17 protein-coding genes and 1 pseudogene are annotated in these 17,340 nt (G+C 74.4%); 8 read left to right on the top strand and 10 right to left on the bottom strand.

Annotated elements, in window-relative coordinates; genetic code table 11:
• Positions 1-39: 39 nt before the first annotated feature.
• The 3 genes from ACWCXH_RS31635 to ACWCXH_RS31645 all read left to right on the top strand — a co-directional run bounded on the left by ACWCXH_RS31635 (position 40) and on the right by ACWCXH_RS31645 (position 2,517).
• Positions 40-420, top strand: coding sequence for a BlaI/MecI/CopY family transcriptional regulator (locus ACWCXH_RS31635; protein ID WP_449804930.1), 381 nt, complete (start codon positions 40-42; stop codon positions 418-420).
• A 10-nt stretch (positions 421-430) separates the two neighbouring features.
• Entirely contained in the window at positions 431-1,390 is a 960-nt protein-coding gene (locus tag ACWCXH_RS31640; RefSeq protein ID WP_449804931.1) for a M56 family metallopeptidase, read from the top strand.
• A gap of 164 nt (positions 1,391-1,554) precedes the next feature.
• Positions 1,555-2,517, top strand: a complete 963-nt coding sequence (locus tag ACWCXH_RS31645; RefSeq protein WP_449804932.1) for a trypsin-like serine peptidase — start codon at positions 1,555-1,557, stop codon at positions 2,515-2,517.
• A gap of 139 nt (positions 2,518-2,656) precedes the next feature.
• Here the strand turns inward: ACWCXH_RS31645 and ACWCXH_RS31650 are convergent, their stop codons facing one another.
• The 5 genes from ACWCXH_RS31650 to ACWCXH_RS31670 form a co-directional block, all read right to left on the bottom strand.
• Positions 2,657-3,088 (bottom strand): SRPBCC family protein, encoded by a 432-nt coding sequence (locus tag ACWCXH_RS31650; RefSeq protein ID WP_449804933.1) that lies wholly within the window; start codon positions 3,086-3,088, stop codon positions 2,657-2,659.
• Between the two features lie 118 nt (positions 3,089-3,206).
• Positions 3,207-3,410: a ferredoxin gene (locus tag ACWCXH_RS31655; protein ID WP_449804934.1), complete on the bottom strand. Its 204-nt coding sequence runs from the start codon at positions 3,408-3,410 to the stop codon at positions 3,207-3,209.
• Between the two features lie 14 nt (positions 3,411-3,424).
• A complete protein-coding gene (locus tag ACWCXH_RS31660) occupies positions 3,425-4,696 on the bottom strand; it encodes a cytochrome P450 (protein WP_449804935.1) in 1,272 nt (423 codons plus the stop codon).
• Positions 4,697-5,058: 362 nt separating this feature from the next.
• Positions 5,059-5,880: an SDR family NAD(P)-dependent oxidoreductase gene (locus ACWCXH_RS31665; RefSeq protein ID WP_449804936.1), complete on the bottom strand. Its 822-nt coding sequence runs from the start codon at positions 5,878-5,880 to the stop codon at positions 5,059-5,061.
• 422 nt (positions 5,881-6,302) lie between these two features.
• On the bottom strand, positions 6,303-6,905 hold the full coding sequence (locus ACWCXH_RS31670) for a dihydrofolate reductase family protein (RefSeq protein ID WP_449804937.1): 603 nt from the start codon (positions 6,903-6,905) through the stop codon (positions 6,303-6,305).
• A 485-nt stretch (positions 6,906-7,390) separates the two neighbouring features.
• On the opposite strand from ACWCXH_RS31670, the gene ACWCXH_RS31675 reads away from it, so the two are divergent.
• The 4 genes from ACWCXH_RS31675 to ACWCXH_RS31690 all read left to right on the top strand — a co-directional run bounded on the left by ACWCXH_RS31675 (position 7,391) and on the right by ACWCXH_RS31690 (position 11,842).
• Positions 7,391-8,155, top strand: a complete 765-nt coding sequence (locus ACWCXH_RS31675; RefSeq protein ID WP_449804938.1) for a class I SAM-dependent methyltransferase — start codon at positions 7,391-7,393, stop codon at positions 8,153-8,155.
• Between the two features lie 42 nt (positions 8,156-8,197).
• The gene (locus ACWCXH_RS31680; RefSeq protein WP_449804939.1) at positions 8,198-8,668 is read left to right on the top strand and encodes a hypothetical protein; all 471 of its coding nucleotides are present in this window, start codon (positions 8,198-8,200) and stop codon (positions 8,666-8,668) included.
• Positions 8,669-8,900: 232 nt separating this feature from the next.
• Positions 8,901-10,085 carry a M20 metallopeptidase family protein gene (locus tag ACWCXH_RS31685; protein ID WP_449804940.1) on the top strand — a complete coding sequence of 395 codons (1,185 nt, stop codon included), beginning with the start codon at positions 8,901-8,903 and terminating at the stop codon, positions 10,083-10,085.
• Between the two features lie 497 nt (positions 10,086-10,582).
• Complete coding sequence (locus ACWCXH_RS31690) at positions 10,583-11,842, top strand: threonine/serine exporter family protein (RefSeq protein ID WP_449804941.1); 1,260 nt, start codon at positions 10,583-10,585, stop codon at positions 11,840-11,842.
• 54 nt (positions 11,843-11,896) lie between these two features.
• Here the strand turns inward: ACWCXH_RS31690 and ACWCXH_RS31695 are convergent, their stop codons facing one another.
• Positions 11,897-12,664, bottom strand: a complete 768-nt coding sequence (locus tag ACWCXH_RS31695) for an MBL fold metallo-hydrolase (protein WP_449804942.1) — start codon at positions 12,662-12,664, stop codon at positions 11,897-11,899.
• A gap of 5 nt (positions 12,665-12,669) precedes the next feature.
• Entirely contained in the window at positions 12,670-13,617 is a 948-nt protein-coding gene (locus ACWCXH_RS31700; RefSeq protein WP_449804943.1) for a saccharopine dehydrogenase NADP-binding domain-containing protein, read from the bottom strand.
• A gap of 146 nt (positions 13,618-13,763) precedes the next feature.
• Between ACWCXH_RS31700 and ACWCXH_RS31705 the strand changes: the two genes are divergently transcribed.
• Positions 13,764-14,216: a MarR family winged helix-turn-helix transcriptional regulator gene (locus tag ACWCXH_RS31705; RefSeq protein ID WP_449804944.1), complete on the top strand. Its 453-nt coding sequence runs from the start codon at positions 13,764-13,766 to the stop codon at positions 14,214-14,216.
• Positions 14,217-14,243: 27 nt separating this feature from the next.
• Here ACWCXH_RS31705 and cas3g read toward each other — a convergent pair whose 3' ends face one another.
• From cas3g to ACWCXH_RS31720, 3 genes and pseudogenes are all read right to left on the bottom strand, one after another.
• The gene (gene cas3g, locus ACWCXH_RS31710; RefSeq protein WP_449804945.1) at positions 14,244-16,481 is read right to left on the bottom strand and encodes a type I-G CRISPR-associated helicase/endonuclease Cas3g; all 2,238 of its coding nucleotides are present in this window, start codon (positions 16,479-16,481) and stop codon (positions 14,244-14,246) included.
• A gap of 86 nt (positions 16,482-16,567) precedes the next feature.
• Positions 16,568-16,873 carry a GNAT family N-acetyltransferase gene (locus ACWCXH_RS31715; protein ID WP_449804946.1) on the bottom strand — a complete coding sequence of 102 codons (306 nt, stop codon included), beginning with the start codon at positions 16,871-16,873 and terminating at the stop codon, positions 16,568-16,570.
• Positions 16,874-17,174: 301 nt separating this feature from the next.
• Positions 17,175-17,340: pseudogene (locus tag ACWCXH_RS31720) on the bottom strand (terminase gpP N-terminus-related DNA-binding protein); the annotation flags it as partial.

The raw sequence follows: 17,340 nt of genomic DNA on the forward strand, positions 1-17,340 counted from the left end.
CGTGGAATGTAGAAGACGGCGCGGGAGGCGACCAAGTCCGTGGGCGTACACGAACCCACCGCAACCACGGGTCGGGGCCGGGGCGAGCTGGAGGCCGAGATCCTCGCGGCACTGTGGCAGGCGGCCCCCGACGCGCTGACCCCGGGCGAGGTCCTCGAACGCGTCGACGCCCGGCTCGCCTACACGACCGTCGTCACCGCCCTGACCCGTATGTACGACAAGGGCCAGCTGAACCGGGCCAAGCGCGGCCGGGCGTTCGCCTACACCGCCGTCGCCGACGACTCCGGCCTGGCCGCACGCAAGATGCGCCGGGTCCTGGACGGCGGCAGCGATCGCGAAGCCGTCCTGACCCGCTTCGTCGACGAGCTCTCCGACGCCGACGAGGACTTCCTCCGGCGGCTCCTGGACGGCGGAAGGTAGGTTCGCCCGGGTGCGTGTCGCCGTCTACCTGCCGCTGCTCTTCCCGCTCCTGGCCGCCCTGGTCTCGCGGCCGGCCGGAGAGAAGCTGCCGCCCCGCCAGGCGACCTGGCTGCTGACCGTCGGCGCCCTGGTGCTGGCCGTCGGGAGCGCTGCGGCGCTCGGCATGCTCGCGACCACCGGCCTGATCCGCCTCCCCTTCATCGCCCACCTCGCCCAGGACCACTGGTCGCCGTCCGCGGCCCAGCACTACGACCCCGCGTCCTTCTCCGTGGCCGTCCTCGCCGGCGCACTGCTGGCCGTCATCGCCGCGATGGCCGGCCGCATGCTCTGGCGTCGGGCCCGCACCCTCGCCCAGGCCGCGCGCGAGGCGGCCTGCCTGCCCGGGCCCGACCAGCTCGTCGTCGTCGACGACCCGGCCGCCGAGGCCTACGCGATCCCCGGACGCCCCGGCCGCATCGTCGTCTCCACCGGCATGCTGGACGCGCTCGACCCGGCCGAGCACCAGATCCTGCTCGCCCACGAGCGCGCCCACCTCACCCACCACCACTACCTGTTCGTGGCCCTCGCCCAACTCGCCGCCGCCGCGAACCCACTCCTGCGCCCGCTGGCCGACACCGTCACCTTCACCGTCGAACGCTGGGCCGACGAAAGCGCCGCAGCCACCATCGGCGACCGCGAGCAGGTCGCCCGCACCGTCGGCAAGGCCGCCCTCGCCGCCCGCCGCACCCGTGCCCGCAGCCGCATCCCCGCCACCGCCCTCGGCCTGCTCGGCCGGCTGCGGCCGAGCGGCCTCGGGCCCGTTCCTCGTCGGGTGACCGCCCTGCTCGCCCCCGCCCCGCGCGGCCACGCCTGGTCTGCCGTCGGACTCGCCGGCCTCGTCGCAGCGACCATCCTCTGTGCGACGGAAGCCGCACACGACCTCGAAACACTCCTCGAACTGGTCAAGCACGCAGCTGGACGCCACGGCTGAATCGGCTCTCCTCGTCTCTCCTCGTCAGGAGTGCCGCTTGCGCGAGGAGCCGGCCGGCCCGGCGATCCGATGGGACCTGATGATCATTCAGTGCCGGCCCTCCAGTATGCTGCGGCGATTCGCACAACCGTGCGATTCGTCGAGTCGATGGAGCGTCAGAACCGATGCAGCGCCGCAGGCACCGCATACCCACCCAAGGCCGCCGGCTGCGCCGGGTGCTCGTCTCCGCCGCGGTCGCCACCGCGCTCGCCGCCACCGTGACGGGCACGGCGCTCGCCACGGACTCGTCCGGCTCCGCCGCCCCCGCGGACGGCGCGACGGCCGTCGCGACCGACCTCGCCCCGGCCGACACCGACGGTGCCGCCGCCTACTGGACCGCGCAGCGGATGGCCGAGGCGGGCGAGGCCGACGACCGCCCCACCGGCCCGGCTCCGGAGGGCGCCGCTCCCGGCAGCACGCCCGGCGCCGCCGCGCCCACCCCGCCGCCGGGCACCCCGCAGGCCGCCCGGTCCGCCGGACTGCCGATGGTGGGCCGGCTGTTCTCCGTCACCCCCGGCACCGACGAGCACCACTACTGCACCGCGAGTGTCGTGCACCGCCCCGGGGGCGGCAACGCGATCCTGACGGCCGCGCACTGCGTGTACGGCGCCACGACGTACGCCAAGATCGTTTTCGCCCCGCAGTACGACGGCGGCAAGCTGCCCTTCGGCACCTACACCGGTACGAAGGTCGCCGTCCCGGCCGGCTGGGTCACGTCGCACGACCCCGACCTGGACTTCGCCCTCCTGCTGGTCGACGGCGACGTCGAGAGCCGTACCGGCGCCCTCACCCTGCACGCCTCCCTCCCGCTGTCCGCGGGCGTCACGGTCACCGGCTATCCGGCCAAGGGGCCGAACGTGGGCCACCCGATCACCTGCCGCAACGCCCCCGGCCACCCGATGAAGTACCAGCTCGGCTTCGCCTGCGACGGCTTCTTCGGCGGCACCAGCGGCAGTCCGTGGATCCCGGAGGGGACGAAGGAGGTGATCGGCACCCTCGGGGGTTACGCGGAGGGCGGCCGCGAGGTCTTCTACTCCTACGCCTCGCTCTTCGACCGCGACGTCTTCAAGCTCTACGCCACGCTGTAGTCCGGCCGGACGTGCTGCCCCCGGCCCGCCGTGTGCCGGGCCGGGGGGCCGCCGGTGTCGGGCGCCGGCTTCCGGCGCCCGCGCCCGCTTGCCGACTCGCCGTCAACTCGCCTGGTCGACAAGGGCGTTCGGAGCGGCTTCAGCGTCCTCCCTCCACCAGGCTCTTGAGCTGCTCCAGGTCGCCCCGGACGGTGTTCTCGATCCGGTGGATCTGGGCCATGCCCCGCGGGCCGCCGAAGGCGTCCTGGATGGCCTCCGGCTCGTATTCCATCCGGACCTGCACCTGGCTGTGGCCCTTGTCCAGCGACCGCACCGAGAGGGTGCCCTTCAGCTCGGGGCTGCCCTGCGTCTCCCAGGCGAGGACCTGGTCGGCCGTGCGGTCGGAGAGAACGGCCTCGAACTCCCGCTGAACCCCGCCCGTCCGGACGTCGAGATGGGCGCGGTTGCTGCTGGGCGCATGAGCGCCTTGGACGCCGTCCATGAACGCCGAATAGGACGCCACGTCGTGCAGCCGTTCCCAGACCTGCTGCGCGGGGGCGTCGATGTTGATCTGCTCCTCAAGCCTGCTCATCGTGAACACCTCCTGGCCCGGCCACCGGGCCCCTGGGGTACTTCCAGCCTGCGCCGCCGGTACCCGCGTGGCAACCGGCCACCCGGCCGGTGGCGCCGCGGCCCGCACACCGTGGCGGTCAGGGCGCGGGCAGGCCGCGCAGGGTGATGGCCTGGGCGGGGCAGGCCAGGGCCGCCTCGCGGACCAGGGGGTCGTCCGTGCGGGCCGCGTCGCCCGGGAGGAGGCCGACGATGCCGTCCTCGTCCTGGGTGAAGACGGCGGGCGCGTGGCGGGTGCACACGGCCGCGCCGATGCACCGGTCGGTGTCGAGGTCGATGTCCACGGCGTTCTCCCGGCCTACCAGGTGACCGGCAGCTCGGGCACGCTGCCCTGGAGCACGTGCGGGGGATTGACCCGCACCTGGTCGGCGGGGACGGCCGGGCGGAGTGTCGGGATCCGGCGGAGGAGGACGGTCAGGCCGGTCTCCATGACGGCGCGGGCCAGGTTCTGGCCGACGCACTGGTGGACGCCGTAGCCGAAGGCGACGTGCCGGCCGGCCCGGCGGTCGATGTCCAGGGCGTCGGGGTCCTGCCAGACGTCGACGTCCCGGTTCATCAGCATGGTCGAGACGAGCACGCCGTCGCCCCCGCGGATGGTGTGCCCGGCGATCTCGATGTCCGCCGTGGCCACCCGGGGCAGCACGTCGGCGACCGAGGTGTAGCGGGTCAGTTCGTCGACCGCGCCGACGATCAGCCCCGGGTCCGAGCGCAGCCGTTCGAGCTGGTCCGGGTGGGCCAGCAGCGCGAGCACGGAGGAGGCGATCGTGCTGGACGTGGTGTCGTCACCCCCGGTCATCAACACCGCGCAGAGGGCGACCAGTTGGCCGCGGTCCAGGCCACCCTCGGCCGGTCGGGCCGCGATGAGCTCGTCGATCAGCCCGGCCCCGGGGTCGGGCTCCCGCTCCTTGCGCGCGACCACGTCGTGAAGGCGGTCGAGGATCTCGGCGAAGGCCCGCTGGGCCCCGGCCGGCCCCTCCTCCCCGCCGGCGGCGAACACCCGCCGGGTGCGCTCCCCGATGTACCGGCCGTCCTGCGGCGGCACGCCCAGCAGCGCGAAGTTGGCGGCGCAGGCCAGCGGCAGCGAATAGGCGGTGACCAGGTCGGCCCGCTCGCCCCGGGCGAGCATCGCGTCGACGAGGTCCTCGGCGATCCGCTCGATCTCCGGGCGCAGCGCGGCGATCCGCCGGATGCCGAAGCCGGGGATCACCATCCGCCGCTGGCGGGCGTGTTCGGGGTCGTCGACGCCGCTCAGCGGCGGCTCGAACCCTTCCCCCTCCGACTGCGCCGCGAGCTGCGGGGACAGCGCGGGGAAGCCCGGGCGCCGGACGCTGACGGACAGCCGCGGGTCGAGCAGCAGCGCCCTGCCCTCCTCGTTCCCCGAGACCAGCCAGGCCGTCCGGCCGTCGTAGAGGGTCACCCGCGACAGCGGCCCGTCCGCGCGCAGCCGGTCGTAGCCGTCGGGCATGCGGTACGGACAGGTGCGCGCGATCGGATAGGCGGGAGCCTCGGTCGATGGGCTGCCGGTAGCTGTCACGGTCTTCCTCGCCTTCCGCTGAAGTGGATCAATCATGCCAGATCCTCCGTGGAAGAACGGCACAGCGAATGAAATCAACAGGCTTGCAGGAAAAAGAAACAGACTGATCGTCAGATATTTCGAACGCTGGAATCGCGGGCCTGTCGGGGCCGCCCCAGCAGGGCCGAGGCGCAGCCTGGGCACACCTGGGCCCCGGGCCCGACGTCCTCTGTGGCGGACGTCAGGCCCGGGGCCGGAGGCCTTGCCCGGCGCCGGTGGCACGCGGCGCCGGATGATGGCGGGAGTTCAGCCCTGGCTGGCCTTGCGGCCGTGGTTCGCCTTCTTCTTCCGTCGGGCCTTCTTCTTGCGGGCGCGCTTGGACATCGGGTCCGTTCTTCCGTTCCTGGGGTGGGTGGGTTTCAGGAGGCCTGGCCGACCAGCTGGTCGGCGAGCTTGGCGAGCCGCTTCTTCGAGCGCTCCTCCTGTGCCGCCTGGGCCGTGGGAGCGAGCGAACCGCCTTCGTAGTAGGCGCCGTTGACGACCTCGAAGTCGGGCAGGCAGATGCGGACGACGGCTGCCGCGCCCTCGGCCGCCGGGGCACCGACCCGCCCGTACAGCGGGAGCAGGGCGGTGTCGCACTGGCCCGGGTTGACGCTGACGGCGGTGATGCCGGAGCCGGCCGGGGCCATCTCGGCGGTGTCCATGGTGAGCGCGAGCTGCGACTGCGCGTACGCGGCGACGCGCGAGTACTTCTTCACGCGGTGCGGGTCCGACCAGTTCATCGAGGCGGTGCGGTGCAGGGCGGAGGAGACGTTGACGATCCGGGCGTCGCCGGCCGCGGAGAGCGGGGCGCGCAGGAGCTTGGCGAGCAGGTGGCCGGCCAGGAAGTTCACCTGGAGTGAGACCTCGTTGCCGTCGTCGGTGAGGGTGCAGCGCTCGGGGGCCATCACGGCCGCGTTGTTGACCAGCAGGTCGAGCGCCGGGTAGTGCTTGACGACCGTGCCGGCGAGCACCGCGACCTCGGACAGGCGGGTGAAGTCGGCTGCGAGCTCGACGAGTTGGTCGCGGCGGGCGCCGGCGCCGACCAGCCGGGCGACGGCCGCCTCCGCCTCGGCGGTGGTCCGGGCGTGCACCAGCACGGTGGCGCCGAGCCCGGCGAGCAGCCGGGCGGTCTCCCAGCCGATGCCGGAGGACGCGCCGGTGACGAGGGCGGTGCGGGCGGACAGAACAGAGTCGGACATGACCCATCCAGGGTGGAGGGCGCCGACGGGGTGCGAAGGAGGCGCGGCGCGGCGCCGCCCCTCCCCGGTGCCGTCGGCGCGGAGAAACGAACGGTGATGTGCGATGAGGTCGCGCGTCCGTCCCCCGGCCTCGGAGCCGGCGGGACGGGGGACGGACGGCGGGGATCGGCGCACGGGCAGGACGAAGCGGCACAGGCCCGTGCGCACGCGGCCGGTGCCGAACGGAAAGGCTCGGCGTTACCGGACGGTGGTGGCGACCGCGACAGCGACGATCCGCGGCCGACTATGCGGCGGGCGGTCGTGGTGGCGTGTCGAGCGGTGCATGCCCACCATCAAAGCCCCGGGGACCGCCCGGGGCAAGCCCGTTCACCCTCCCTGACGAAGCACTGACGTGCCGCTGACGGGTCCTTGACGCGGTGGGGCTACGCCTCGTCGCCGGGGCCGTAGACGACGTGCAGGACGCCGGTCCGGAAGGCCTCGCAGCTGATCAGCCTCAGCGGGAGCGGGCCGGCGGAGTCGGCGAACAGGCGCTGCCCGTGGCCGACCGCGATCGGGTGGACGAACAGGTGCAGCTCGTCGATGAGCCCGGCGGCCAGGAGCTGGCGGACCACGGAGACCGAGCCGGACATCCCGATGGTGCCGCCGGGCTCCTCCTTCAGCTTGGTGACGGCCTCGACCGGATCGCCGTGGAGCTGCTCGGAGTTGCGCCAGGCGAACGTCAGCGGCGAGTGCGACACCACGAGCTTGCGGGCGTCGCCGAGCGCCTTGGCCATCCTGGACAGCTGGGCCGTCTCGGCGACCGCCGCCGCGCAGTCGCCCTCGCCGACGGGGCCGGTCTCCCGGGCCGGCCACGCGGCCGCGAAGTTCTCGTAGGTGACGCGGCCGAACAGGAGGGTGTCCGCCGAGCCGAGCTGGGCGTTGACGGCCGCTCCCATCTCGTCGTTGTAGTACGGGAAGTGCCACTGGTCCGGCGCCTCCACCACGCCGTCGGCGGCGATGAACAGTCCGGCGGTGATCTTCCTCATGAGGTGCTCCCTGCGAGCTCGGTGTCGGGTGTCTCATGGGGTTGGACCGAGTGCGCCGCCGAAACTCATCGCTGCGCGGCGAGGATTTTCCGTCAGCGCGGCACTGACCGTCGACGGTGAGGCGCATCCGTGGCGGGAGGCCGGTGGCTCTCCGCGACCGAGGACGACGCCAGGGTCCTGCTCTTTTCGGGGTGGAACCTCACCGGACGCGGCTGCGCGACCGCACCGCTCCGCGAGACGCCGCACCTCCGCACCCTTGAGACCCTCGTGAAGCAGCAGAGAGCCGCCGTCTGAGTGCGGATACTCATGCGCCTCGGGCGGACGCCCGGATCGAGCGCTTCCGCACCTGCACCGGCGACCCGCGCTTCGGGCTGTGGGCGGTCGAGCGCAAGGACACCGGCCTCGTCGCCGAGGAGCTCTCGCCTCCGCCGCTCGTGCCCGCAAATACCGGGAGCCGGCGGCCGGTTCGTGCCAGGATGCTCGGCATGTCCGACCGTGCACTGAGCTTCGGGGCGGTCGCCGAAGCGTACGAGCGGTGCCGCCCCGGGTACCCCGCGGAGCTCCTCGCCATGGTGCTGGCGTACGCGGGCCGGCCGGTGCGGACCGCCCTCGAAATCGGCGCGGGGACGGGGAAGGCGACGCGCCTGTTCGCCCGGCGGGGGATCGCGGTCACCGCGAGCGAGCCGGACGCGGCCATGCTCGCCGAGCTGCGCAGGCACGTGCCGGCGAACGTCACGACGGTGCGGGCCGCGTTCGAGGACGTGCGCCCGGGCGGGACGTTCGGTCTGGTCTACGCGGCCGCGGCGCTGCACTGGACGGACCCGGACGGGCGGTGGTCGCGCGTGGCCGCCCTGCTGGAACCGGGCGGCGTGTTCGCCTCGTTCGGCGGTCCGGTCCGGCCGGCCGACCCGGCCGTGGAGGAGGCCGTTCGCGCGGCCCGGGCGCCGTTCCTGGAGAGCGACGAGATCCCGTCCCCGGACGGGACGCCGCCGGGGCACGAGATGCAGTGGCCGGGCACGGAGCTCCAGCGGTCCGAGTGGTTCACCGACGTCCAACAGACCGTGATCGAGCGGACGTTGACGGTCAGTGCGCACGACTACGTCGGTCATCTCTCGACCGTCTCGGCCTATCTCGTGCTGCCGGTCCCGGACCGGGACCTGGTGTTCGGCCGGATCCTGCGGGCCCTGCCCGAGCAGGTCGAGCTGACCGCCGACATCACCCTCCACCTCGCGCGGCGGCGCTGCGCGTAGTGGTGCCGAGGCGCGGAGGGGCGTGCGCATAGAGTGGGCGGCATGCGATGGGGGACGCGGCCGCGGTGGGTGCGGTGGGTGGCAGCGGTGTACGTGATCGGGTTCGTCGAAGGATCGGCCGTGCACGCCTACGACGTGATCGTCGGCGGGCTCCACGCGTACCGCGACTGGCCCCTGCCGAGTCAACTCCTGTTCCACGCCCTGCTCGTGCTCGATCCGCTCGCCGCCGTGTGGGTCGCCCGGGCGCGCCCGGCGGGTCCCGTTCTGGGCGCGGCCGTCATGGCGGCCGACCTGACCGCGAACTGGTGGGAGAACTGGGACGGCCTCATGCGCCACCCGCTCGACTACCTCCAGCCGGTCGGGCTGCTGCCGATGACGTTCTTCGGGCTCCTCGTCCTCGCTACGGCGGCCCCGCTCCGCCGGTCGTTCCGCCGGGTCGGTCGCCCGCACGGCGTTCATCGCCCGCACGGCGTTCAGCAGCGGGGCGGGAGGCCGCACGACCGGGCCGCTTGAGGAGGTTCGGATCGGGCGTGCGGTTCCCCCGCCACGGGGAAGTCAAGCGGGTGCGCACGTGTGTGGACGACTGGTGATGCGCACCAGCCCGAGCCGGGACGCCGGGGTGATCGGACAGGACGGTGCCGGAGCGGGCGCGCGGATCGTGGATCGCTGCGGGGCCCGTACGCCGGTCGTGCGGTGGGTATGCTCCTCGCCGCACGACCGGCCTTGGATTCGATCGGAGGTAACCGTGTCCCTGCACGAAGACGCGTTGGCGCTGGCCCCGGACCTGGTCCGGCTCCGCCACGACCTGCACCGCTTCCCCGAGGTGGGCCTCGACCTGCCGCGCACCCAGGAGCGTGTCCTGGCGGCGCTCGACGGGCTGCCGCTGGAGGTGGGCCGGGGCTCCGCGCTGAGCTCGGTCACCGCGGTGCTGCGCGGCGGCCGACCGGGGCCGACGGTACTGCTGCGCGGTGACATGGACGCTCTGCCGGTCGCCGAGAAGGCGTCCGTGCCGTTCGCCGCCGGCAACGGTGCCATGCACGCGTGCGGGCACGACCTGCACACCGCCATGCTCGCCGGGGCCGCGCACCTGCTGGCCGCGCGGCGCGAGCGGCTCCGGGGCGACGTGGTCTTCATGTTCCAGCCCGGAGAGGAGGGTTGGGACGGCGCCGGCGCCATGCTCGCCGAGGGCGTGCTGGACGCGACCGGCCGGCGCCCGGTCTCCGCCTACGGCGTGCACGTGGTGTCGACGATGCCGCACGGGGAGTTCGGCGCCCGGCGCGGCCCGATGATGGCCGCCTCGGGCGCGCTGCACGTCACCGTCCACGGTGCGGGCGGCCACGGCTCGGCACCGCACCGGGCCAAGGACCCCGTCCCGGCGGCCTGCGAGATGGTCACCGCCCTGCAGACCATGGTGACCCGCCGCTTCGACGTGTTCGATCCGGTGGTGATCACCGTCGGGCTCTTCCGGGCCGGCACCCGGCGCAACGTGATCCCCGAGACCGCCTGCTTCGAGGCGACCGTGCGGACGTTCTCGGCCGCGGTGCAGTCCCGGGTCGCCGATGCGGCGGTGGAACTGGTCCGATCCGTCGCGGCCGCCCACGGACTGAGGGCGGAGGTCGAGTACCGCGCCGAGTACCCGGTGACCGAGACCGACGCGGCCGAGACCGACTTCCTCGCGGACACCGTCCGGGAGGTGTTCGGCGAGGAGCGCTACCGGCCGCTGGCGAACCCGCTGACCGCGTCGGAGGACTTCTCCCGGGTGCTGAACGCCGTTCCCGGCTCGTTCGTGATGCTCGGCGCCGCCCCGAAGGGGAGCGATCCCGAGGACCTGGCCCCGAACCACTCCCCGTACGCGGAGTTCGACGACGCGGTGCTCCCCGACGGCGCCGCACTCTACGCCGAACTCGCCGTCCGCCGCCTCGTGGCCTGAACGGGAACGAGGTGACTCGGCGTCACCCGACGGCTTCACGGCATGGTTTCACCACTCCCGCCCCGGGCCCGGAGCCGTCACCGCGCGCCGGCCCCGGCCCGGGGTCCGACGTGTGGTGGTCGAACCCCGGGCGCGTACGGTCTCCCGCGTGCGGGTGGCTTCCCTTCGGTGGCCCCCGGCCTCAGAGTGGTGTCAACTCCCTTGGAATCACGAGGTGGTGGACAAGCCTTGCGGTCCCGAAGATCCCGCCTGCCCACACGGGCCGCGCGCCTGGTCTGCGCCCTGGTGTCGGCTGTCCGCGGGCACCCTCCTGTCGGCCCTGGTGACCCACCTGCGCGGCCCGGGCCGCGCAGTCGCGGAGATCCACGACCACGGCGGGGTCGGGGGAGTCTGACCAGCGCCGCGGGCACCCGCCCACAGCGCGCGACTCGACCCCGACCCGACCCCGACCCGACCGCGAATCGGGCGGAACCGGGCGGGATGCGACGATACGTGCCATGACCAGCACGTTTCCGCCGGACCGGGCACCCGACGCCCCGGTCGACCCGCGCCGCCGCCTCCTTCTCGAACTGGGCGCGGGCCTGTTGAGCGGTGGCCTGCCCGTCCACGACGTGGAGGAGGAACTCCGCGCGCTCGGGCGGGCGCTGGGCGCACCCGGCGTCCGGGTGGCCGCCCTGACCACCGGGCTGTTCGTCGCGCTGGGCGCGGACGACGGAGCCGTCTTCGAGCCCGTCGGCCCCGCGCTGCGGTTCGAGCAGACGGCCGACGTCCTCGACGTGGTGCACCGGCTGCGCGCGGGCTCCCTCGACGGCCACCAGGCGCTGCGCGACCTCGACGCGATCCGCCGCGCGCCGGCCCGCTGGCCCGCCTGGGCCGCGGACCTCGGGGCGCTGCCGGTCGGCGTGGGGATCTGCCTCTACCTGCAGCCGGTGGCGGCGAACGTCCTCGCCGCCGGGATCGGCTCGCTGCTCGTGGTGGGGCTCACGGTGCTGGCCCGCCGGCTGCCGCTGCTGCGGCCGCTGCTGCCGGTCACGGCCGGATTCCTCGTCGCCCTGCTCGTGCTGGCGGCCACCCGGGCCGGATTGCTGGACGGGCCGCTGCGCACGATCGTCGCGACCCTGGCGATCCTGCTGCCGGGTGGTCTCCTGGTGACCGGGCTGTCGGAGATCGCGGCGGGCGCGGCGAGTGCGGGGACGGCCCGGCTGGTGTCCGGGACGGTGCAGCTCGCGCTCTTCCTCACGGGCGTGGTGGCCGCGGCCACCGCCACCGGGGTGCCCGCCTCCGCGCTGGCCAACACGCAGGTGGCGGCTCCGAGTTGGTGGGTGATCTGGCTGGGGCTGGCGCTCGCCGTGGCCGGGGTCGTGATCAACGTCCACACTCCGCCGGCGGCCATCCCGTGGATCGTCGCCGTGATCGCGGTGACGGTCGCCGTCCAGGTGACGGTGGCCTGCGCCAACGGCGCGGCGGTCGGCGGCCTGGCCGGCGCGGTCACCGCGGCGGCCGCCGCCACCGTCGCCCACTGGCTACCGCGGGGCCCGTCCTGGCAGGTGCTGTACCTCCCCGCGTTCTGGATCGTGGTGCCCGGCTCCTTCGGTCTCCTCAACACCGCGCAGATCGAGGTCGGCAACGGCGCACACGCCGTCCTCGCCGCCGTGTCGGCCGTCTTCGGCGTCTCCGTCGGCACCCTGATCGGCTCGGTGATCAGCCGCATCCCCCGCCCCGCCACCCACCTGTGGCGCCGCCCCTGGGCCTGGTGACCCTCCCCGCCGCGGGCCCCGGCACCGAAACGCTTCGTCCCGCCGGCAGCGGCGCTACCGGATACCGCTCGCCGCTGCCTGCCGCGCCGCCTCCGGCAGGCCGTCGCGCCACGGCTCGCCGTGGCCCGGCAGGACGGTGGCGATCTCGCGCTCGGCGAGCTTCTCCAGCTTCTCCAGGGAGGCCAGCGCCGCTCCGCTGTCCTGGGTGAAGGCCCGGCAGATGACGCACGGCCCGACGTGGCCGGCGACGGTGTCCTTGGTGACCAGGGCGTCGCCGGTGAAGGCGAGGGAGGCCTCCGGGAAGAGGTAGCTGGTGCTGCCGTGCGTGTGGCCCGGGGTGTGCACCGCCAACGGGGCGCCGGGGAGGTCGAGTCGGGTGTCCTCCGTGAACGTGCGCAACTCCCGGACCGCCGGCGTGCGGAGCGCGCCGCCGCGGGCCAGGTGGAGCGGTGCCCGCAGGCCGCTCGGACGGCGGACCGCGTAGCCGAGGATCGAACGCTCGGGCTGCCAGACCTTGTTGAGCCGCCGCGGTTCGGCCAGGATCGGTGCGTCGGACTCGTGCACCCACACCTCGGCCGAGGCCTCCACCCGGACCCGCTCGGCGATGCCCACGTGGTCGGGATGGCCGTGGGTGACCAGGACCGCCGCGATGTCGGTGATCGGCCTGCCGAGGCGGCGGAGCGCGTCGAGCAGTCCGTCCCAGTGCGCGGGCAGGCCGGCGTCGACGAGAACCAGCGCCGGGCCGGTGTCGACGAGGTAGAAGTTGACCAGGGGGTCGCCCAGTCGGTGCACGGTGGGCGTCGAGGACGGGACGGAGCTCATCGGGATCACCGGCCCAGCGCGATGGCGGTGCCGGGCAGGGCCGCGACGCGCTCGGCGCCGAGCAGCCGGGCCGCCGTCCAGGCGCCCGCGTGCGGGCCGTCGAGCAGCGTGGCCGCGGCCTCGGCGGCGATGGCCGCGGTGAAGGCGAACCCTTCCCCCGTGCTCAGCTCGGCCGCGTGCCGTCGCCCGTCCGCACCGGTGAGCTCCGCGTAGCCGTACGAGCGGCCGTCCGCCGCACCGCCGCGCGGTACGGCGTACGCGGTGACGTCGGGTGCGCCGCTGGCGTCCCGGGCCGCCTCCAGATCGCCGACCGGCACGGGGATCACCGTCCGGGTGGCGCCGCCGAAGGCGAGCGCGGTGGCGCCCTCGCCGAGCGGCGAGCGGACCAGCTCCCCGGCCCGGTAGGTGGTGGCGCCGTCGGCGACGGCCTCGGCGACGGTGTTGCGCACGCCCTCCGTGTCGTACGCGCTGGTGGCGGCGGAGGCGACGGTCACGCTCGCCGGGCGCGGCACGCGGCCCAGCAGGGCCAGCACCAGTGCCTCGGTGGCGGCGGGCCCGAAGCCGGCCCCGGTGACCAGCGCGACGCCCCGGTCGCGCGCCTCGGTGTCCCGGTCGAGGAGGGCGCGCACGGCGGCCCGCTCGTTGGCGAGGTCGACGTACGCCGTGCCCGCGTCGAGGCAGGCCGCCACGACGGGCGGGGCGAGCCGGGTGAACGGTCCGATGGTGTTGACCAGCACCTTTCCCGCCCGCGCCGCCTCGGCGACGGAGTCCGGGTCCGCGAGGTCGACGGCCAGGACGGAGGCCGCCCCGCCGTCGAGGCGCGCCGCGGTCCCGGCCAGCCGGGCCGCGTCCCGGCCGGCCAGGGTGACCGTCCCGCCCCGCCGGACGAGGTGTTCGGCGATCAGGCCGCCGGTGACGCCGGTGGCGCCGAGGACGACGAAGTCAGTGCGCATGACCATGCTCCTTCCGCCCGGGTGGGCTTCCGTCGGTGACGGAACAACAATGACACAACATCGATGTCATGTCATCCATGTCGTGTCATTGATATGCTGTCGCCCGTACTCCCCCGATCCACCGACGAGCGAAACGAGGGACGGCCGTGGCCACCCACGACGAACTGCGCTACCTGCTCCTGGCCGCCCAGCGCGAGGGCAGCCGCAGGCTCGGCGGCGCCCTGCGCCACCTGGGCCTCACGCCCGCCCAGGCCGAGGTGCTCGACGTTCTGGCCGCCCACCAGCCGGTCACCCTGGCCGCCCTCGGCCGCCTGCTGGTCTGCGAACAGGGCAGCCCGAGCCGGCTCGTCGACTCCCTGGTCCAGCGCGACCTGGTCAGCCGGGTCCCGCACGAGCAGGACAAGCGCGCCGTCCTGATCCACCTCACCGACGCCGGCCGCGCCCTGGCCGCCCGGCTGGGCGAGGCGACGTCCCGGCTCACCGGCGAGATGGGCGCACGCCTCACGGCGGAGGACGTCGAGACCCTCACCGCCCTGCTGCACACCCTCCTCGACGGCACGGACGCCGCCAGGGCCATCCGCAGCCGCTTCCCCCACTAGCCGGCAGTCGGACCATCCGGTGGAGGATCAATTCGCTTGTGCACCCGCCGGGGGCGGTGGGGCGAGGGGGCCGTCGTGGCGGGCGCTGGCGCGCCAGTCGGCGACGCGGACCAGGGTTTCCAGGAAGGCGAGCCGGAACGGGCCGAGGTCGGGGCGGTCGCGCAGGGACAGGGCCTGTTCGGTCCAGGTGTGCGTGAAGATCGCGGTGCTCAGGGTCCGGGCGGGGAAGCGCTCGCCGCTGGACAGGTCGATGGGCGGGGTGCGGTCGCCGTCGGCCACGCCGAGCAGCAGTGGTGCCTCGTCGCCGCGTGGGCGCACGGTGATGCGGACGTGGCCGTGGTGGGCGGCGGCCAGGTAGGTCACGAGCGGGTGGTGGCCGCCGTGCCAGAGGAGCAGCGCGCTGACCAGCTCGTGCCGGAAGTAGGGGCGGGTCGGGCGGAAGGACGGCAGTGGTTCGGCGCCGTTCTTCGACTTGGCGAGCAGGCCGTCCGGCGGGTTGGCGCGGCCTGCGCGCAGTTTCTCCTGGAAGGCGTCGTGGCACTTGCCGAGGTCGTGGTAGCGGGCCGCCCGGGTGACGGCTTCGCTCAGCTCGGCCGGGAGTTCGGGCAGCGCCGCCAGCAGCAGACGGGCCTCGTCCTCGGTCTCCTGGAGGTGCTGGTCGAGGCCGATCCAGGCTGTGCAGCCGTACGCCGGTCGCACGGGGGGAGACGGCTCGGCCGGTACGGGCGACGTGCTCCGCGGGGTCCAGCCCCGGTCCGGGAGGTAGCCGCCGGAGCGGGCGTCCAGCAGCAGGCGGGCGCCGGGGTGCAGGTCCGCGGGCAGGGCGGGGCGCCACTGGCCGTCCAGCGGGTCACGGAGCCAGGCCCGGCCGGCGGGCAGCTGTTCCAGTTCGCCGAGCGGCACCGGGCACAGCTCCGCGCTCGCCGGATCGGGCTCGTCCTCGGCGGGCGCGGCGGGCCCGGCGGACTCCCAGTCGCGCCAGGCGACCAGGGCGGTCAGCGTGGCCCGTTCGGTCGGTTCGCAGATCCAGCGGTCGGCGGTGGCAGCCGGGCTGCCGACGTCCGGGGCGGAGTCGAAGAGGGCCAGGAGGTCCTCGCGTGGCAGACCGGGGGGCGGGAGCGGCTCGTCGGGTCCGGCCGCCTGCAGGTGGGCGGGGGTGACGGCCCGGCCCTCGTGGGCGGTGAGCCGGCGCTCGGTGGCGGGGTCGCCGCCCTCCGGGGGCGTCCACCAGAGCAGGTCGCCGCCCTCGGGGTGCTCGCCGTACCGGTTGCAGCGGCCGGCGCGCTGCACGAGCGAGGCCCAGGGCGCGAGTTCGGTGAGCACGGTGCGAGCGGAGAGGTCGAGTCCGGCCTCCACGGCGGGGGTGGCGACGATGACGGCGTCGCGGGCGTCCTCGGCGGCGGCGAGCAGCCGGCTGCGGTCGGCGGCGCGGAAGTACGGGTGCAGGAACAGCACTTCGCGGCCCGTGGCGGCCACCGCGGTGTGCACGGCCCGGGCCCGTTCCAGGGTGTTGAGCACCACCAGGGTCCGGGTGCCGGGAAGGTGGGCCGCGGTGACGGCCTCGGTGAGGGCGGCGAGGTGGCGTCCGGGCGCGGCGTCCACGTGGAGGCGGGAGATCCGTCGCAACGTGGCGGGCGCGCCCGACCCGAGCAGCGGTTCACCGAGTCCGGCCGGGGCCCCGGCCGACGACATCCACATCGTCCGGGTTGCGGCTGTCGTCCCCAACTGGTCGCGCAGCATTTGGAGTCGGACGCTCGTGCGGAGAGCGGGCCCGAGCAGGAGCAGCTCGTCGAAGACCCACTGCGCGTCGTTGTGCAGCAGCCCGTACGAGACCGGCGCCATCGGCCGCCAGTCCGCGTGGCCGCGCATCAGTGCCCGGCTGAGGACCAGGTCGTGGGTGCCGATCAGGACAGCGGTCCGCTCCGGGTTCCGCCGCCACCCGCCGTCCTGCGCCGCACCGCCCGCGAGCAGGTGCAGCCCGACCTCGCCGAGCAGCCCGAGCCGGTCGAGCCAGCCCCGGACACGGACGAGGGTCTGGTCGGCCAGGCTGTGCCGGGGCAGGACGAGGACCAGCCGGCGCGGGGTGTCTCCGGGCGCGCCGACCAGGCGCCGGTGCAGCCAGGGCAGGACGGCGGCGGTGGTCTTGCCGGCGCCGGTGGGGGCCTGGAGGAGGGCGGGCAGTCCCTCGGCGGCCAGCCTCGTCTGGTAGGGGTAGGGGGTGTGGCCGGTCGCGGTCCGGAAGAAGGTCTCGAACTCGGCGGTCATCCGCCTACCGTACCGGGTGCTGCGACGGGCTCCCGGGCGACGGCAACGCCCGCCGTCCGGGAGCCCGTTGTGCCGGACGGCGCGGTTCAGAGGCCGAAGCGGGCGCGGTGGGAGGCCGGGACCAGGTCGGCGTACTCGGGGTGCTTGGTGATCCAGCCGCGGATGAACGGGCAGTAGGGCAGGACGGAGAGCGCCTGCTCGCGTGCCGCGTCCAGCGCGGCGCGCGCCAGTCGGCTGCCCAGTCCGCGGCCCTCGAACCGGGGGTCGATCTCGGTGTGGATGAAGGCGATCTCGTCGCCGGAGCGGTGGTACTCGGCGAAGCCCGCGAGTTCGCCGTCGTCGTGGATCTCGAAGCGGGACTTTCCGGGGTTGTCGGTGACGAGCTGTGCCATGGGTTCCTCCTGGGGGATGTGGCGGATCGTTTCGGGGGTGACTGCCGTCAGTCGGACTGCGGCACGGGCGGATTCCCGCGCGGGGTGAGGGTCGTCCCGGGCAGGACGGGGGTGGGGAGGCGCTCGTCGGGGCAGCCCGTGACGCTGCCGAAGCGGTCGGACGCGCGCTGCCACTCCTCGCGGGCCTCGGCGATCTTCCCAGATCAGGGGCGTGGTGGACCATCTGCCGTCAGCAAAACGTCAGCATTGGACGGGGCGGAGGGCGCACACCAGGGCCTGCTCGAACTGGCTTGCAGTCTTGCTCGTAGCGGCGCACGACACGGCCGGTCGCGCGGTCGAGGTGGGTCAGGCGGGCGAGTCGGTAGCGGGTCGGCACGCGGTGCACGGTGGCGGGGTTGAGCTTCAGCAGGTAGGCGATGCGGGCGGGCCCCCAGCGTCGCAGGACGCGGACCTTGATGATCCGGCGC

This window comes from Kitasatospora sp. NPDC001660 (genome assembly GCF_053596725.1).

Bases quoted from the DNA above. Each gene is read 5' to 3' on its own strand.
- ACWCXH_RS31645 (WP_449804932.1), top strand. From the start codon at position 1,555: ATGCAGCGCCGCAGGCACCGCATACCCACCCAAGGCCGCCGGCTGCGC.
- ACWCXH_RS31650 (WP_449804933.1), bottom strand. From the start codon at position 3,088: ATGAGCAGGCTTGAGGAGCAGATCAACATCGACGCCCCCGCGCAGCAG.
- ACWCXH_RS31660 (WP_449804935.1), bottom strand. From the start codon at position 4,696: ATGATTGATCCACTTCAGCGGAAGGCGAGGAAGACCGTGACAGCTACC.
- ACWCXH_RS31665 (WP_449804936.1), bottom strand. From the start codon at position 5,880: ATGTCCGACTCTGTTCTGTCCGCCCGCACCGCCCTCGTCACCGGCGCG.
- ACWCXH_RS31670 (WP_449804937.1), bottom strand. From the start codon at position 6,905: ATGAGGAAGATCACCGCCGGACTGTTCATCGCCGCCGACGGCGTGGTG.
- ACWCXH_RS31675 (WP_449804938.1), top strand. From the start codon at position 7,391: ATGTCCGACCGTGCACTGAGCTTCGGGGCGGTCGCCGAAGCGTACGAG.
- ACWCXH_RS31680 (WP_449804939.1), top strand. From the start codon at position 8,198: ATGCGATGGGGGACGCGGCCGCGGTGGGTGCGGTGGGTGGCAGCGGTG.
- ACWCXH_RS31690 (WP_449804941.1), top strand. From the start codon at position 10,583: ATGACCAGCACGTTTCCGCCGGACCGGGCACCCGACGCCCCGGTCGAC.
- ACWCXH_RS31695 (WP_449804942.1), bottom strand. From the start codon at position 12,664: ATGAGCTCCGTCCCGTCCTCGACGCCCACCGTGCACCGACTGGGCGAC.
- ACWCXH_RS31700 (WP_449804943.1), bottom strand. From the start codon at position 13,617: ATGCGCACTGACTTCGTCGTCCTCGGCGCCACCGGCGTCACCGGCGGC.
- cas3g (WP_449804945.1), bottom strand. From the start codon at position 16,481: ATGACCGCCGAGTTCGAGACCTTCTTCCGGACCGCGACCGGCCACACC.
- ACWCXH_RS31715 (WP_449804946.1), bottom strand. From the start codon at position 16,873: ATGGCACAGCTCGTCACCGACAACCCCGGAAAGTCCCGCTTCGAGATC.